Origin of the sequence: Martinezella rhizogenes, from assembly GCF_027460065.1 — a bacterium.
In the GTDB taxonomy this organism is placed as follows: domain Bacteria; phylum Pseudomonadota; class Alphaproteobacteria; order Rhizobiales; family Rhizobiaceae; genus Agrobacterium; species Agrobacterium rhizogenes_C.
Genome location: NZ_JAPYZZ010000002.1, coordinates 213894 through 231179 on the forward strand (window position 1 = coordinate 213894; position 17286 = coordinate 231179).

Annotated in this window: 14 protein-coding genes and 2 pseudogenes; 1 reads left to right on the top strand and 15 read right to left on the bottom strand. The window is 61.0% G+C overall.

Going from position 1 to position 17286, the window contains the following annotated elements; translation table 11 throughout:
* Positions 1-95: 95 nt before the first annotated feature.
* From glyA to O8B93_RS05790, 5 genes are read right to left on the bottom strand one after another with little or no spacing between them, the layout of a single operon-like run.
* Positions 96-1364: a serine hydroxymethyltransferase gene (gene glyA, locus O8B93_RS05770; RefSeq protein ID WP_269708872.1), complete on the bottom strand. Its 1269-nt coding sequence runs from the start codon at positions 1362-1364 to the stop codon at positions 96-98.
* Positions 1365-1381: 17 nt separating this feature from the next.
* A complete protein-coding gene (locus tag O8B93_RS05775; protein WP_269708873.1) occupies positions 1382-1936 on the bottom strand; it encodes a sarcosine oxidase subunit gamma in 555 nt (184 codons plus the stop codon).
* A 13-nt stretch (positions 1937-1949) separates the two neighbouring features.
* The gene (locus O8B93_RS05780) at positions 1950-4940 is read right to left on the bottom strand and encodes a sarcosine oxidase subunit alpha (protein ID WP_269708874.1); all 2991 of its coding nucleotides are present in this window, start codon (positions 4938-4940) and stop codon (positions 1950-1952) included.
* Positions 4937-5257, bottom strand: coding sequence for a sarcosine oxidase subunit delta (locus O8B93_RS05785; protein WP_269708875.1), 321 nt, complete (start codon positions 5255-5257; stop codon positions 4937-4939). The genes O8B93_RS05780 and O8B93_RS05785 overlap by 4 nt, the downstream gene beginning before the upstream one ends.
* A 12-nt stretch (positions 5258-5269) precedes the next feature.
* Positions 5270-6523 (bottom strand): sarcosine oxidase subunit beta family protein, encoded by a 1254-nt coding sequence (locus O8B93_RS05790; protein WP_269708876.1) that lies wholly within the window; start codon positions 6521-6523, stop codon positions 5270-5272.
* A gap of 85 nt (positions 6524-6608) precedes the next feature.
* On the opposite strand from O8B93_RS05790, the gene O8B93_RS05795 reads away from it, so the two are divergent.
* Positions 6609-7655, top strand: coding sequence for a GlxA family transcriptional regulator (locus O8B93_RS05795; protein ID WP_269708877.1), 1047 nt, complete (start codon positions 6609-6611; stop codon positions 7653-7655).
* 11 nt (positions 7656-7666) lie between these two features.
* Here the strand turns inward: O8B93_RS05795 and O8B93_RS05800 are convergent, their stop codons facing one another.
* From O8B93_RS05800 to O8B93_RS05845, 10 genes and pseudogenes are all read right to left on the bottom strand, one after another.
* Positions 7667-7999, bottom strand: coding sequence for a cytochrome C oxidase subunit IV family protein (locus O8B93_RS05800; RefSeq protein ID WP_269708878.1), 333 nt, complete (start codon positions 7997-7999; stop codon positions 7667-7669).
* A gap of 14 nt (positions 8000-8013) precedes the next feature.
* Positions 8014-8735, bottom strand: a pseudogene (locus tag O8B93_RS05805) (heme-copper oxidase subunit III family protein).
* Between the two features lie 10 nt (positions 8736-8745).
* A complete protein-coding gene (locus O8B93_RS05810; protein ID WP_269708879.1) occupies positions 8746-9450 on the bottom strand; it encodes a cytochrome c oxidase subunit 3 in 705 nt (234 codons plus the stop codon).
* Positions 9447-11225: a cytochrome c oxidase subunit I gene (locus O8B93_RS05815; protein ID WP_269708880.1), complete on the bottom strand. Its 1779-nt coding sequence runs from the start codon at positions 11223-11225 to the stop codon at positions 9447-9449. The genes O8B93_RS05810 and O8B93_RS05815 overlap by 4 nt, the downstream gene beginning before the upstream one ends.
* 56 nt (positions 11226-11281) lie before the next feature.
* The gene (locus tag O8B93_RS05820) at positions 11282-12097 is read right to left on the bottom strand and encodes a cytochrome c oxidase subunit II (protein WP_269708882.1); all 816 of its coding nucleotides are present in this window, start codon (positions 12095-12097) and stop codon (positions 11282-11284) included.
* Between the two features lie 127 nt (positions 12098-12224).
* Positions 12225-12611 carry a c-type cytochrome gene (locus tag O8B93_RS05825; protein WP_006315939.1) on the bottom strand — a complete coding sequence of 129 codons (387 nt, stop codon included), beginning with the start codon at positions 12609-12611 and terminating at the stop codon, positions 12225-12227.
* Positions 12612-12715: 104 nt separating this feature from the next.
* Entirely contained in the window at positions 12716-13531 is an 816-nt protein-coding gene (locus O8B93_RS05830) for a DUF2189 domain-containing protein (RefSeq protein ID WP_269708883.1), read from the bottom strand.
* 287 nt (positions 13532-13818) lie between these two features.
* Entirely contained in the window at positions 13819-14787 is a 969-nt protein-coding gene (locus O8B93_RS05835) for an MBL fold metallo-hydrolase (RefSeq protein ID WP_269708885.1), read from the bottom strand.
* Positions 14788-15126: 339 nt separating this feature from the next.
* On the bottom strand, positions 15127-15492 hold the full coding sequence (locus tag O8B93_RS05840; RefSeq protein WP_269708887.1) for a response regulator transcription factor: 366 nt from the start codon (positions 15490-15492) through the stop codon (positions 15127-15129).
* 28 nt (positions 15493-15520) lie between these two features.
* Positions 15521-17242 (bottom strand): annotated as a pseudogene (locus tag O8B93_RS05845) (PAS domain-containing protein); the annotation flags it as partial.
* Positions 17243-17286: the final 44 nt, after the last annotated feature.

A 17286-nucleotide genomic window follows, 5' to 3' on the forward strand; every position in this document is an offset into this window, starting at 1 on the left:
AGATCGCCCGCGCCGCGGCGCAGATCGTCCAAAAACGGCGCTGCGGCCGTAAACTGGATGCCGGTCCCGACTACATTCAGGACCGGCAAAGTGATTTACGAGACGTAGATCGGGAAGGCTTCACAAAGAGCGGCAACCTCTCCCCGCACCTCAGCCTCGACCGCGCTGTCGCCCTCGGCATTCACCGCCAGTGCGTCGATGACACGCAGGATCAGCGTGCCGATCTGCTCAAATTCGGCCACGCCGAAGCCGCGTGTGGTGCCGGCCGAGCTGCCGAGACGGATGCCCGAGGTGACGAACGGCTTTTCCGGGTCATTGGGAATGGCGTTCTTGTTGCAGGTGAGGCCTGCCCGTTCCAGGGCGATTTCAGCAATTTTGCCGGTGACGCCTTTCGGGCGCAGATCGACCAGCACCATATGGCTGTCGGTTCCGCCCGAGACGATGCCGAGACCACCTTGCGTCAGCACCTTGGCCAGCGCCTGTGCATTGGCGATGACCTGACCGGCGTAGTCGGAAAATTCCGGGCGCAGCGCCTCACCGAAAGCCACGGCCTTGGCAGCGATGACATGCATCAGCGGGCCTCCCTGATTGCCGGGGAAGACGGCCGAGTTCAGCTTCTTGGCGAGATCGGCATCATTGGTCAGGATAACGCCGCCGCGCGGGCCGCGCAGGGTCTTGTGTGTGGTCGAGGTAACGACATGGGCATGCGGCACCGGGTTCGGATATTTGCCGCCGGCGATCAGGCCGGCATAGTGGGCCATGTCGACCATCAGATAGGCGCCGACTTCATCGGCGATCTCACGGAAACCGGCAAAATCGATCTGGCGCGGATAGGCCGATGCGCCCGCCACGATCAGCTTCGGCTTGGTTTCCAACGCCCGCGCGCGCACCTTTTCCATGTCGATCAGATGCGTATCGGCATCGACCTCGTAGGAAACGACGTCGAACCACTTGCCCGACATCGTCACCGGCGAACCGTGGGTCAGGTGGCCGCCATGGGCGAGCGACATGCCCATGATCCGATCGCCTGGCTGCAACAGCGCCAGAAACACTGCCTGGTTGGCCTGTGCGCCGGAATGCGGCTGCACATTGGCGAATTCCGCGCCAAACAGCTGCTTCAACCGGTCGATGGCGACCTGTTCAACCTTGTCGACAAATTCGCAGCCGCCGTAGTAACGCTTGCCGGGATAACCTTCGGCATATTTGTTGGTCAGCACCGATCCTTGCGCGGCCAGAACATCGGCGGAAACGATGTTTTCCGAGGCGATCAGCTCGATCTGCGTCTTCTGGCGGTCAAGTTCCTCGGCGATGGCGTCGGCGATCACCGTGTCCGAAACTGTATTGTGTGACAGGCGGTTGAGCATTGTTTTCCCCTCCAGGATCAAGTGATGTCGGCTGCAAGTTCCTTGCAGCCGGTTTCAAGCAAATGGCCAAGATGCGATACGAAACTGTTCCAGACATCCATGCGGAAACGGTTCTCCGCATCGCGCCACAGCACCACGGTCACGCCGTCGAAAATCGTCCGGCGTCCCTCGCCGACGCCAATCGTCTCGATGTCGCGGGCGCAGCCTAGCGTCAGCAGTTCGGCGGCCTGCGGGCCTTCGATCAGAAGTGTCACCTCGCGTCCGGAAATATCGACGAGGCTATGCGGATAGCTCGCATAGACGCCCGCGCAGGCGGCGATCAGCCGGTCGATCTCACCAACTGGAGCAAGGATGGTCCACTCATCGGGACCGAGCCGCAGCACCTCGTTTTCACCGGAAGCGGCGCGGGCACCGATGCGGTCGGGCAAGGTGAGGCCAAGGGCGGCGTTGAGCGTCACCAGATCGCCGCGCGCGCGCAGCGACAGCCGCGCCTGCGCGGCCAGGATGCTGACCCGGGCTGCTTTGCTCTCGGCCAGCGTGCCGGCAACGGGGGAGGAAACGCGCATGTTCATTGTCATCTCCGGGTCAGATTTTCAGGCGGGTGTTTTCGGGATCGACAAAGACCATCCCGGTGATTTTCGCGGCGATGGTGCGGTCGAGCATCGGAATATAGACGGTTTCGCCCATCCGCTCATGCCCGCCTTCGACCAGCGCCAGCGCGATCGGCTGGCCGGCCGCATCCGAATGATAGGACGAGGTCACATGTCCCACCATTTTCATCGGGATCGGTTGTTTCGCATCGAAGACGATCTGCGCGCCCTCTTCGAGCTTCGAGCGGTCTTCGGTCAGAAGGCCGACGAGGTGGCGGCGGTCCTTGGCGACGAGATCAGGGCGGGCAAGGCCGCGCTTGCCGACAAAATCGGGTTTGCTCTTGCCCACGGCCCAGCCCATCGCGGCGTCATAAGGCGTGACCGTGCCGTCAGTATCCTGACCGACGATGATATAGCCCTTTTCGGCGCGCAGCACATGCATGGTTTCGGTGCCATAGGGCGTGATGCCATATTGCTGGCCGGCTTCCCACAGGATTTCCCAGAGCTTGCGGCCGAGAGGTGCCTGCACGTTGACCTCGAAGCCGATCTCACCGGTGAAGCTGACGCGGAACAGCCGCGCCGGCATGCCGGCCACCGTGCATTCCACGCAGGACATATGCGGGAAGGCCTCTTCCGTCAGCTCGATGCCTTCCACCAGCGGTGCGAGCAGCTTGGCCGCATTCGGACCGTTGAGCGCGATGGTCGACCATTGTTCTGTTGTCGAGGTCAGCCAGACATTGAGATCGGGCCATTCCGTCTGGAGGTAATCCTCCATCATGTTCAGCACGCGGGCTGCACCGCCCGTCGTGGTGGTGACATGGAAACGGTCCTCGGTCATGCGGCCGATGACGCCGTCATCACGGATGAAGCCGTCATCACCGAGCAGCAGGCCATAACGGCAGCGGCCGGGCGCGAGCTTCGTCCATGGGTTGGTATACATGCGGTTCATGAACTCGACCGCGTCGGGACCGACCACCTCGATCTTGCCGAGCGTCGAGGCGTCGAAAATGCCGACGCTCTGGCGCACCGCCCGGCATTCGCGGCCGACGGCCGCATCCATGTCTTCGCCCGGCTTCGGGAAATACCAGGCGCGACGCCATTGCCCGACGGGCTCATAGACCGCGCCATGCTCCTTCGCCCAGCTGTCGATCTGCGTCTTGCGCGTCACCTCGAAATGCTCGCCGCGATGATAGCCGGCAAAGGCTCCGAAGGTTGTCGGCGTGTAAGGCGGGCGGAAGGTGGTCAGCCCCACCTGCGGTTGGGGTTTGCCAAGCGCTTCCGCCGCGATGTTCAGGCCGTTGATATTGGACATCTTGCCCTGATCGGTGGCCATGCCGTTGGTCGTATAACGCTTGACGTGTTCGATGGAGCGCATGCCTTCACGCACGGCGAGCCGTAGATCCTTCGCGGTCACGTCATTCTGGTAATCGACGAAAGCCTTGGCCTTACCGGCATCGCGGTCACTCGGAAGCTCCGTATGCGAGACGCCGCTGCCGGTGCGATCATGATCCACCGCATGGCTGGAAGCGTTAGCGGTCTTGCCGAGTGCCGCGACGACTTCGCGGCCCCGTTCTGCGCCATCCTTCAGCGCGGCCGCGAGGCCCCAGAGCCCGCGCCCGGCGCCGGCAATCAAGCAATCCTCATTCGTGAGGGCGGGCAGGAAGGTCGTCCGCTCGTCGTCCCAGGCAAGCTTGCCCTGCGTGTGGGAAAAGAGATGCAGCGACGGTGTCCAGCCGCCCGACATCAGCACCGCGTCGCAGGCGATCTCCTGTCCCGCAGCGACGGTGGAACCATTCACCGGATTGACGCGAGCCGACTTGACGCGCAGCCGTCCCGACGTCGCCGTGACGGTATGCGACAGCTTGACCGGAATGCCGAGCGCACGCGCCTCATTCACCAGTTCCTCGCGCACCCTGGCACGGGTATCGACAATCGCCTGAACACGCGCGCCGGCGCCTTGAAGATCGAAAGCGGCATACCAGGCGCTGTCATGGCTCGTCACGATCACCGGGCGGTTGCCGACCTTGACACCATAGCGGTTGAGATAGGTCTGGGCCGCACCTGCAAGCATCACGCCCGGCCGGTCATTGCCGTGGAAAACCAGCGGTTTTTCCAGTGCGCCCTGCGCCAGCACCACCTGACGCGCCCGAACGCGCCACAGGCGCTCGCGCGGCGTATCCTTCGGCACGGTTTCGAGATGGTCGGTCAGCTTTTCGCAAAGGCCGATCATGTTCTGGTGATAATAGGCAATCGCCGTCGTGCGCGTCATCACCTTGACGCCCTGATCCTTCAGCGTCTTCAATTCATCCGCAAGCCAAGTCCATGCGGGCTTGCCGTCGATCTTTGCCTGGGGTTCGGACAGCAGCGTGCCGCCGGCTTCTGCATTTTCATCGACCAGCACGACTTTGAGGCCATCGACCGCCGCCGCGCGCGCGGCTGCAAGACCCGCGGGACCGGCACCGACGATCAGCACGTCGCAATGCAGGTTGCGCGAGGCATAGGTATCGGGGTCTTCTTCTGTCGGAGACACGCCTAGACCTGCGGCCGCGCGGATAAAAGGCTCATAGACCTTGTTCCAGAAGCTCGTCGGCCACATGAAGGTCTTGTAGTAGAAACCGGCCGAAAACAGCATATAGGCCATGTCGTTGACGGCGCCGATATCGAATTTCAGGCTCGGATATTTGTTCTGCGAGGTGGTTTCCAGCCCGTTCCAGATTTCCTGCACCGTGGCGCGGGTATTCGGCTCGAATCGGCCGGCGCTGCGGCGGGTGCCGATCAGCGCATTCGGCTCTTCGGAACCCGCCGCCACCGGGCCGCGCGGGCGGTGGTATTTGAACGAGCGGCCCATCAGATGTACGCCATTGGCAAGAAGCGCGGAAGCGACGGTGTCGCCCTTGACGCCGCGATAGGTCTTGCCGTCGAAGGTGAAGCTCACGGAGCGGGAAGCATCCACCCGGCCACGGCCGGAAACGCGATAGGAGTTCATTTCGACACCTCGGAGCTTGCTGGTGCGCGTGTCAGGGAAGACAGTTCAGGGCGCGGCTCCCCCGCGCGATAGGTCGTGAGGAAACGGTCGCTCACCGTATCGCGCACGGCGTTGAAGAAGCGACCGCAACCATGCAGGTGCCGCCAGCGCTCGAAATGCGGACCTTTGACGTTTTCGCGGATGAACAGGAATTCCTCCCATTGTTCATCGGTCTGCGAAGACGGCTCGGCGGCGCGGACGACATGAGCCTGTCCGGCATAGGTGAATTCGGCTTCGGGCAGCGTTTCGTTGCAATAGGGGCAGCGGATCAAAAGCATGGGGTCAGCTCCTCAATGCGCCACGGCGGCGGCGGCGGCCTCGTCGATCAGGCGGCCGGAGCGGAAGCGTTCCAGCGTGAACGGCGCGTTGATCGGGTGCGGTTCGTTTTTGGCGATGGTCCAGGCGAAGGTGTGTGCCGCGCCCGGCGTGGCCTTGAAGCCGCCCGTGCCCCAGCCGCAATTGACGTAAAGCCCGTCGACCGGCGTCTTGCCGAGAATAGCCGAACGATCCGGCGTGACATCAACGATGCCGCCCCATTTACGCAGCATCCGCATGCGGTTGAAGATCGGGAAAATCTCGACGATGGCCGCGATCGTATGTTCGATCAGCGGCAGGCCGCCGCGCTGCGAATAGGAGGTATATTGGTCCGTGCCCGAACCGATCACCAGTTCGCCCTTGTCGGACTGGCTGATATAGGCGTGAACCGCATTCGACATGACGACGCAGGGGAAGATCGGCTTGATCGGCTCCGACACCAACGCCTGCAGCGGATAGCTTTCGAGCGGCAGACGGACGCCGGCCGTATCCATGACGACAGATGTGTGACCAGCGGCGGAGACCGCGACCTTCTTCGCCTTGATGAAGCCGCGCGCCGTTTCGACACCTGCCACGGAACCATCGGCATTACGGCGAATGGCGGTGACCGGGCAGTTCTGGATGATATCGACACCACGGGCAGCGGCGCCGCGCGCATAACCCCAGGCGACCGCATCGTGGCGCGCCGTGCCCGCACGTTCCTGCAATGCGCCGCCCATGACAGGGTAACGGGCGCCAGGCGCAAGGCTCAAGGGCGGGCAATAGTCCTTGCATTCTTGTGGGGTGAGCCAGCGATTGTCGACGCCGTTCAGGCGGTTGGAATGGATATGGCGCTTGAAGCTCTGCACGTCGTGCACATTATGCGCCAGCATCAGCACGCCGCGCCGGGAGTACATGACGTTGTAGTTCAGTTCCTGGCTGAGATTTTCCCACAGATCGACGGCGTGGTCATAAAGACGGGCACTCTCGTCGTAGAGATAGTTGGAGCGGATGATCGTCGTGTTGCGGCCGGTATTGCCGCCGCCGAGCCAGCCCTTGTCGATGACGGCGACATTGGTGATACCGTGTTGGCTGGCCAGATAATAGGCCGCACCCAGACCATGGCCGCCGGCGCCGACGATGACCACGTCATATTCGGCTTTCGGCTGGCTATCGGGCCATTGCTCGTCCCAGTTCTTGTGGCCGGTCAGGGCGTTCTTCAAAAGATTGAAAGCATTAAAACGCGTCATGAGCGGACCCGATGGTTGGAAAATCTCGTGTCATAAAAGCTAAGAGCATTTGTCGCACCCCGGCTGGACAATCGCGTCTGTTTGCATGAATATTTGCGCCATGACCTCACATCGAACCAGAAAACGCCTCAGCGTCGCCTTCCTGCTTGCTGACCGCTTCACGCTGTCGGCCTTCGCGAATTTCGTCGATGTACTGCGCCTTGCCGCCGACGAGGCGGACCGCTCCCGGCCGATCCTGTGCGAATGGTCGGTGCTCTCGGCAACACTCGCAAACGTGCAATCGAGTTGCGGCGTGAAGGTGCAGCCCGATACACGGCTGATCGATGCCGGGCACTACGATTATATTGTCGTTGTCGGCGGGTTGATCAGCGACCATAGTGCCCTGCCGCCGGAAGCGCTGCGTTTCCTGAAGGATCGCGCCGCGGCGGGCATTCCCATTGTCGGGCTCTGCACCGGCGTCTTCATTCTGCACGAAGCGGGTCTGCTCGACGGCTATCGCTGCTGTGTTAGCTGGTTCCATCGCCAGGATTTTCTGGACCGTTTCGACACCGTGCAAATGGTCTCCGACCAGATTTTCGTCATCGACCGCGACCGGTTGACCTGTTCCGGTGGCCATGGCGCCGCGCATCTGGCCGCCTTCCTTGTCGAGCGCCATGTCGGCCAGTCCGCCGCCATCAAAAGCCTCAACATCATGATGATCGACAGCGCTCTGAGCGGTGAAAAGCCTCAGCCCGGCCAGCAGAGCGCGCGCAAGGCCAATGACCCGCTGGTCAAGAAGGCGATCCTGCGGATGCAGCAGAATATCGAGGTTCCGAGGACCGTGCTGGAACTGGCCCATGACCTTGGCCTCGGCCGCCGCAGCCTCGAACGTCGTTTTCTCAATGACCTGAAGGCGACACCATCAAAGGTCTATCTCGAACTGCGGCTGGACCGTGCCCTGTCACTGCTGCGCACGACGCATGATCCGATCACCCAGATCGCTCTCGCCACCGGTTTCTGCGACGCGCCGCATCTTTCCCGCACACTGCGGACCGAGCGCGGTTTTACTCCCAGCGAATATCGCAAGACCCAGGCGGGCCACACGGCAACCGATGAGGAATTCGCCGTCGGCGTGCTGCTTCCCCAGTCCTGAGTGGCCGGGTTCTACGAACCGGTGCCCATGAAGGTCAGCCGGGTAAGGACGGTATAGCTCGATTCCGAGGCCATCAAGGCGGCGAAGACGAGCACGAGGACCGGGGGAAGCAGGATGGCATAGATCAGGACCAGCCTTTCCCAGGCCAGATGCATGAAGATCGCGATGATGAGCCCCGCCTTCAGCAGCATGAACAGGATGATCAGCGACCATCGGGGATAGCTCTGAATGCCGAGATAATCGACCAGGTAGGAGAAGGTGCTGAGGACGAAAAGCAGTCCCCAGGCCACCATATAAAGCCTGATCGGATGCTGCTGTCCCTGTTGTGTCTGTTGCTCCGCCATGATGCCATCCTCACTCACCACAGATAAAAGAATGCAAAGATGAAGACCCACACCAGATCCACGAAGTGCCAATAGAGCCCCATGATCTCGACGACCTCGTAGTGCCCCTTGCGGCTGGTGAAAAATCCGCGCCTTCCCTCATCGAAATCTCCCCGCCATACCTTTCGCGCGATGATGAGGAGGAACAGCACGCCAATCGAGACATGGGTGCCGTGAAAGCCGGTGATCATGAAAAAGGACGAGCCGAATTGCGCCGCACCCCACGGGTTTTCCCAGGGTGCACGCCCTCTGCGATCAGCTTGCTCCATTCGAAGGCCTGCATTCCGACAAATGTCGCACCGAGTGCGGCCGTGACGACCATCAGCGCCGCGGTTTTGCGGCGATCGCGGCGGTATCCGAAGTTGACGGCCATGGCCATCGTGCCGCTGCTGCTGATGAGGACGAAGGTCATGATGGCGATCAGGATCAGCGGAATCTCCCTGCCGCCGATCGTCAGGGCGAAAACCTCGCTCGGATTGGGCCAGGTGACGGTGGTCGACATGCGTGCCGCCATATAGGCCAGCAGAAAGCAGCCGAAAATGAAGATATCGCTCAGGATGAAGATCCACATCATCGCCTTGCCCCAGGAGACGTTCTTGAACGCCCGCTGGTCCGACGACAGATCGGCGGCGACGCCGCGCAGTCCCGTGGGCCGCAGATGCGGATCGCTTGCTGGTCTTTCCACGGATACGGTCATGATCGGCTCCTTAACTGACCAGTTGACGGCAGAGATCGACGAAACTGTTCGCCCAGCCGGTGAAAAGCGCAAAAAGGATGAGCCAGACGACCAGCATGAAATGCCAGTAGATGGCGCACAGCTCCACGCTGAGGCGTATCCGTGCCGATAGGGGCGCGACCCGGGCACGGATCGCGACGCGTCCAAGCACGAAAAGCCCACCCACTATATGCAGGCCATGGAGCCCCGTTATCATGTAGAAGAAGCTATTTGATGGATTATCCGCCAGTACGTAACCTGCGGAGGTCAGTTGCCGCCAGGCCATGAACTGTCCGGCGACGAAGAGAAGGCCCGTGACGAAAGCCATCGCAAGCGCCGCGTTCAGCCTGTCGCGGTGAATGGCACCGGCTCCGGTCTTAGCCCATTGCAACGCCAGACTACTGGCGGCAAGAGCGGCGGTGTTTGCCCATAACAGTCCGGGGATCGGGATACCCCACCAGTCTGCGCCGCCCATGCGGCCGAGATAGGCGCTGATGAGCAGCGCGAATAACGCACCGACGACACCCAGAAAAACGCCGAGCCCGAGCTTGGCGATCACAACAGGCGATCCCTGCAGCTGCGGCGTATCGCCTGCCGATCCCGCCTCCAGCCAGGGTTTGGAGGTCAACCGCTGTCCTGCCATCCACCAGCCGATGATGCCGGCGATCCCTGACATGAAAATGAGAATGGCGATCATGGCGAGGCCCTCGCGGACGGCCCGGTTGCCACCGGCTGGTTTTGCGGCAGGAAGTCCTCATCCGCGCCGGGCACGCTGTAATCATAGGGCCAGCGATAAACGACAGGCAGGTCCCTGCCCCAGTTTCCGTGGACGGGCGGGGTCTGCGGCGTCTGCCATTCCAGCGTCGTTGCCCGCCATGGATTGCCGCCCGCCGGTTTGCCTGAGCGCAGGCTCCAGGCGAGATTGAACAGGAACAACAGCTGCGCTGCGCCGACGATGAGTGCTGCAACGGAAATGAACATGTTCAGGGTATGCGCAGATGGTGGAATGAAAGCGGTTTCGCCCAGCTCGTAATAGCGGCGCGGCACGCCCATCAGCCCGAGATAATGCATCGGGAAAAAGATGGCATAGGCGCCGAGAAAGGTGATCCAGAAATGGATATGCCCCATCGCCGTATTCAGCATCCGGCCCGTGACTTTCGGATACCAATGGTGGATCGCCCCGAAGATCACCATGATCGGCGCGACCCCCATCACCATATGAAAATGGGCGACGACGAACATGGTATCGGAAAGCGGCACGTCGACAACGACGTTTCCGAGGAAGAGACCGGTCAAGCCGCCATTGATGAAGGTGACGATGAAGGCGAGCGCAAACAGCATCGGCAGGTTCAGATGGATATCGCCGCGCCACAGCGTCAGCACCCAATTATAGACCTTGATCGCCGTCGGGACGGCGATGATCAGCGTCGTGGTTGCGAAAAAGAAGCCGAAATTCGGGTTCATGCCGCTGACATACATGTGATGCGCCCAGACGACGAAGCTCAGCGCCGCGATGATGACAATCGCCCAGACCATCATCCGGTAACCGAAGATATTCTTGCGCGCATGGGTGCTTATGAGGTCCGAGACAATGCCGAACGCCGGAAGCGCGACGATATAGACTTCCGGATGGCCGAAGAACCAGAACAGGTGCTGGAACAGGATGGGGCTGCCGCCGCCCTGCTTTAACTGTTCGCCCATCTCGACGATGGAGGGCATGAAGAAGCTGGTGCCGAGCAGCCGGTCGAACAACATCATGACGGCGGCGACGAGGAGTGCGGGAAAGGCGAGCAGCGCCATGGCGGTCGCCGTGAAAATGCCCCAGATCGTGAGCGGCATACGCATCAGCGTCATGCCGCGCGTGCGGCCCTGCAACACGGTGACGACGTAATTCAGCCCGCCCAGCGTGAAGCCGATGATGAACAGGATCAAGGAAGACAGCATCAGGATGATGCCCCAGTCGCGCCCGCCGGGCGTTCCCGACAGGAGCGACTGCGGCGGATAAAGCGTCCAGCCGGCCCCCGTCGGCCCACCGGGCGCGAAGAAACCGGCAACCAGCACGAGGACTGCGCAGAGATAGAGCCAGTAGCTCAGCATGTTCGCATAAGGAAAGACCATGTCGCGGGCGCCGAGCATCAGCGGGATCAGGTAATTGCCGAAACCGCCGAGAAAGAGCGCGGTGAGCAGGTAGATCACCATGATCATGCCGTGCATGGTGATGAACTGATAATAATGCTCCGCGTCGATGAAGGAGAAATAGCCGGGAAAGCCGAGCTGCAGCCGCATCAGCCAAGACAGCACCAGCGCCACCAGGCCAATTGCCGTCGCCGTCAGGAAATATTGAATGGCGATGATCTTGGCATCCTGGCTGAAGACATATTTCGTCCACCAGCTTTTCGGGTGATAAAGCTCGACGTCCTCGACTTCAGCGGGCTCGATGACCTGCCCGGCAACGGAACCAGTCTCGACCATATTCCATCCTCCCTATTCCCTCCGATACGGCTTTTTCCTTCCGATATGCATGGTGCTCATCTCGCCGCCGGTATTTCCACCGAGGCCAGCAATTTCGAAAAAGTCGGCTGCTGCTCCAGCCAGGCCTGATAGTCGACCTCGGTATCTACGATGACGGTGCCACGCATCTGCGGATGTCCGACGCCGCACAATTCCACGCAGAGAACCTCAAAGGTTCCCGTCCGTGTGGGGGTGAACCAATAATAGGTGACCGAACCGGGGATCATGTCCATCTTGGCCCGGAACTCCGGCACGTAAAAATCATGGACGACATCAATCGCCCGCAGCAGCATTTTCACCGGCCTGCCGACGGGCAAATGCAACTCACCGCCTTCAACGATGACATCGTCCATTCCGGCGGGATCGTTTTTGTTCAAACCGAGCGGATTTTCCGACGTGATCGCCCGCGTATCCGCCCGCCCGAGCCGACCGTCCGCGCCTGGCAGCCGGAAACTCCATTGCCATTGCTGGCCGACAACTTCCACCTCGCTGGCACCATCAGGCACCGTTACGAACTGGTTCCACACGAAAAGGCCAGGCAGAAGCATTGCGGCCACCCCGACCCCGGTGCCGCCCGCGAGCCATGCTTCCAGTCGCCTGTTCTCCGGTTGGTATGCCGCCCGGTTTCCGGCGCGGTGCCTGAAGCGAAACACGCAATAGGCTACGAACAGGACGATGGCGGAGAAAACAAAGCCGGTGATCCAGAAAGTGATGATGATCGTATTGTCGATATAGCTCCAGTTGGAGGCGATCGGCGTCCACCACCAGGGGCTCAGCAGGTGGAATGCGATCGATCCCACCACCAGCAGAACGAGAACCACAACGACAGCCATCGTCTCCTCCCTGACCCGGCCGCGAATATCTCCACGAGCCTGTCGCGAAGTATATTAGCATTATCTCATTAACTGGCCAGACGGGCAATTGCGGTAGGCAGCGGCTCGTCCTGCCCATTTTATCCCGCTACTTCGAATATTGCTTCAGATAGGCGATCAGATTGGTAATGTCGGTGTCGTCCTTCAGTCCGACAAAAGCCATTTTCGTGCCCTTCACCTTCGCCTTGGGGTCGTGCAGATAATCACGCAGCGACGTCTCGTTCCAGACCAGACCAGCCTTTCCCACATCCTGCATCGCCTGCGAATAGGCGAAGTTCGGGTGGGTGCCGGCAGTTCTGCCGAACAGGCCGTTCAGCGAGGGGCCGACCTTGTTCTGGTCCGTTTCAGCGACATGGCAGATGCCGCATTTTTTGAAAACGGTGGCCCCGGCGGCAGGATCGCCCTCCTGTGCGCCGACCTCGATCGGGAAAGCAATGGCGAAAAGCAGACAGATCGGAAGAAAACGATACCACATGACATCCTCGCACTCTTCATGGCCATCCCGACCGTGACGGCTCCCTTTGAGTGGGGACCGTAACGGCAAGGAGGATGATCTACGGATAGATTTCCTTTATGAATTCAAGGCCTATGGCCTGGATAACCTGGAACGATCAATTTTCGATAGAGGTGCCAGGTCGAATGTCCGAGGATGGGCATGACGACCGCAAGGCCGACAAAGGCTGGAATCGTGCCCACGAAAAGCAGTGCTGCGACGATCAGGCCCCAAAGTGCCACCGGAACCGGATTGGCAAGGGTGGCGCGTATGCTCGCATCCACCGCTGCGACTGCACCGACATCCCGGTCAAGCAGCAGCGGGAACGTCACTACCGTTGTCGCCAGCACGATGACCGCGAACACGAAACCGGCCAGATTGCCCCAGATGATGAGGGAAAGACCCTGCGAAGTGGTCATCACATCCGACACAAATGTCGAGAGCGAGGCGGGACCAGCCGCATCGAAAGTCGCGGTATAGATGCTTTGCGCAACAATCAGCCACACCACGAAAAGCGCAAGCAGCATGACGGCGACCGCAATGATCGACGGCATGGCCGGAGAGTGACGAACCTCCAGCGCGTGGCGCCAAGAGCTATCCAGCCCCTGCTCGCGCCGCCGGCTGATCTCGTAAAGACCGATGGCCGCGATCGGCCCGATCAGCGCAAAACCCGACATCAGCGGATAAATCAGCGGCAGCAGATTTGCTCCAGAGCTCCACATCACCAGAAAAACACCGGCGATCGGATACATAAGACAGAGAAAGACATAGTGGGACGGCTTCTCCTTGAAGTCATCAAGTCCCAACCGCAACGCATCGACAATATCTGCAACGCCAATCTTGCGGACTTCCGGGCGAGTAAATTCTCCGCTCGCACCGGCCATGACATGGAATGCCGTCATAGCACTTCTCCTCCTGCGCCATGATCCGGCTGGCGGCACAGGAACGCCCGGTGACCTTTATCCGTGCGTCAAACCGCAACCGGCAGACTTGTAATTTATCAAATTCTGCCGCCTTTGTCGCCTATTGTTTAAGTTGCAGAAACCCAAGGTCTGCGCCGGCACAGAAGATTGGCTGCTACCCTCTCCGTGCATTGGGCCAAAACACCGGCAACGCGAAAAACCGCATGCGATCTGCCGGCGGCCCGGTCGCATGCGGTCACTTGGTCGCCCCTTAGATTAACAGGCCGTCAGTAGTCCCAGAAAACCGGCACCCAACGAAAGGCATCGCCGTCAACGGCGACATGGCCGACCGAAGGGAATGGCATATGGGTGGCGACCAGCAACTCCCCTGTCGCCGCGAGTTCCCGCAAGAGCCGGACGCGGACGCGAGCGGCCTCTTCCGGGTCGTGCTCGAAGCCATTGAACCAGTCGGGATGCTCGAAACCGACCGCGAACACGGCATCGCCCGCAAACATCAGACGGTCCTTGCCGGAGGCGACACGGACCACGCTATGCCCGGGCGTGTGGCCGCCCGTGCGCGAGACGACGACACCGGGAGCCACCTGGTATTCGTCATCAAACAGCCGCAGCTGGTCCCGATATTCCTGGGCGAAACGTTTGGCGGTTGCACGAAGTGCATCCGGGAAGCCGGCAGGCATATTCACATGTGTGAAATCGGGTGCCTCCCAGAATTTGACTTCCGCGGCGGCAACGTGGATGCGGAGATCCGGTCGCAGCCGTTCCTTCACGCCGTCAACCAGCAGCCCGCCAACATGGTCCATATGCATGTGGGTCAGCACGACGTCGGTCACCGATCCGAGATCGATGCCGGCGCTCTCCAGTCGCTTGACCAGCTGCCCGGCCCGCGGCAGGTTCAATTCCGGATCCAGGCCGAGACCGGCATCGATGAGGATGACCTGTGCGCCGCTGCGCACCACGACCGCGTTCAGCGCCCAGTCGAAAGCTTCCTGCGGCAGGAACATATTGTCCAGCCAGACGGCGCGCTCTGCGGCGTCGACATTGTGTCCCAGCATCTTGGTTGGAAGCGGCAGTACGCCGTCGCTGATGACAAGCACTTCGATCTCGCCGATCTTCACCGCATAGCGCGACGGGACCAGTTCCTCGGGCGCCGGTCTGCCGGTATGTGAGGTGTTGCCCAAGCTCATATCTGTCTCCTGCTGACCCGTCCTGCGGGAATTTGCTTCTGTCTGCGTCATGATGCGCTCCTGTTCTGCGCGGGGTTGGAACGTGGGGGCACGAACCATGCGGTGCAGTGTATGGAGATGCGTTTTGACGGTCGATTGAGCTGAGGAAGGGGGAGGACTACCCCCAGGCACAGGGTTGACTGTTCCGTTCGTTTACGAGACCGAGCGTTGAGCCATGGCCACCCTGACTTTTCGAAAATGATCTTGAGACACGTCGTGGTCACCTGTCATCAAGGCAGAGGCCTCGTTCGGCGCGATTGCCTTTCAAGGCCAGCAGCCGGCGCTCCACACCATCCCACCGGCGGCGGCAATCATGATGTCGGGGCAGGACGAAGCTGCGGCAAAATCGGATTAGGCTCGGTCCCGCCCGGTAGCCAGGGCGTCGCAAACGGCCGCAAGCAGGGCATGTCCGTCGAAAGGTTTGCGAAGAAAGCCGCCAATGCCTCGGCTCTGGTCGGCGATTTCGTGCCGACCGCTCATCAGGAAGACGGGTAGTTCCGGGTTCGCCTGCCGTACAATATCGCGCAGCTCGAACCCGTCGGCACCGGGCATGCCGATATCGGTGATCAGCACATCGACACCCTGAAGCCCGAAGGCGAGCAGCGCCTCCCCCGAGAGAAAGCTCCGAGTCCCGTATCCTGCGGATTCAAGCAGTTCCACCAATGAAGCAAGCACCCTCGGGTCGTCGTCAACGATCGCCACCACAGGCCTGTTCATACCGTTTCCCCTTCGAACCGGCTACCGATCATGGCATCCTTGCTATGTCGAGCGGCAGAGTGAAAACGAATTTCGAGCCATGCGGTTCGTTCCTTTCCGCCCATAATTGCCCCTCATGCGCCTCGATGATCGAGCGGCAGATTGCAAGGCCCATGCCCATCCCCTGATCCTTGGTGGTGAAAAAGGGCTCGAAAATCCTTTCGGGAAACTGGACACCCCTCCCCCGGTCAGACACTTCTATTTGCACCATGTCACCCGCCCGGAAAGCACGGACCTGCAGAACACGTTCGTTCGAAACGGAAGCCATGGCATCCATGCCGTTGCGCAGGAGATTGACCAATACCTGCTGGATCTGAACCCTGTCGAACGGCACGAGCGAGAGACCGCTTTCCCCTTCGACAATCATCCTGATGCGCCGCCGGCCCGCCTCCTCCGCGAGCAGGTCGCGGGCTTGCCGGACAACGGCGCCAAGCTCGGTACTGTCCCGCTTATCCGTCGATTGCCGAAAAAGGGCTCGAATACGGCTCACCACATCGGCCGCGGAGCTGGCGCTCTGGACAATGCGTTCCAGCGTTTTCTGCGCCCGTTCGATATTTGGCGGTTCGGCCGTGAGCCAGCGCTGGCAGGCGCTGGAATAATTCATCACCGCTGAAAGCGGCTGGTTCACCTCATGCGCGATGGAGGCCGACAATTCCGCAAGGCTGGCCGCCTGACTGGAACGCGCAAGGTTTTCCTTGGCCCGGCTCAGCTCCTCCTGCGCCTGCACCTGATCCTCGATATCGAGGCAGATGCCGTTCCACTGCGCAATCTCACCCTCGCCAGTGCGCATTGCCGAGGCGCGGGTCTCCACCCAGCGGTACACGCCATCGAAGCGCCGCAGCCGGTGTCGCAGCAGATAGGGTTCACCCGTCGCCAGCGAGTGGGCATAGCGCTCTTTCACCATCGCGAGATCATCGGGATGGATGACCGCCTCGAGCGTGCCATCCAGTCGGGATTTTCCGAAACCGTCAGTATCTTCAAGGTTGAAACCCAGATACTGGCGGAGACGCTGGCTACGATAGATCGGTTTCCCATCAGGCAGGGCACAATAGATCAGCGCGGGCAAGGTTTCGACGAGCTGCTGAAGGTGCTGTTCGCTTTCACGCAGCGCTTCCTGCGTCGTGATGAGGTCATGAATGTCGGAACTGACGCCATACCAGTGGATGATCGTGCCTGTCTCATCGCGCAATGGTTCCGCGCGGGTTTCCGTCCAGCGATAGTTGCCGCCCGCCCGCAGCTGGCGGTATCGCTGAAGATAGGGGATGCCGGCCTCCACGGACAGCAGAAACGCCTCACGCGCCGCCGCCCGGTCCTCCGGATGAACGACGCCGAGCGATGGCGATCCATTTGGCGCCGTCATATCTTCGAGCGTGGCGCCGGTCACTTCCGTGAACTGCCTGTTGACATAGGCCGGCGCTCCATCCGCCATCGTGCTCCAGATCAGCGCCGGTACGGTGTCGATAAGCTGCTGCAGCTGCCGTTCGCGTTCGCGAAGGGCGGTTTCCGTTCTCTTGTAGACTTCGATATCCAACGCGGTTCCATACCAACCCGTGATGCGTCCCTGCTCGTCACGCGTCGGGCGCGCCGCAGCCCGGTGCCAGACGTAGCTGCCACCAGCGCGCAGAGCCCTGTATTCGCAGTTCCAGTGTTCCCCCGTCCTCAGGCAGCGGCGCAATGTTTCCGCCGCCCTGTCGCTGTCGTCGGGGTGGATGCCGCGCTGCCAGCCCTGCCTGCCGCCATCGAGAAACGGCTTGT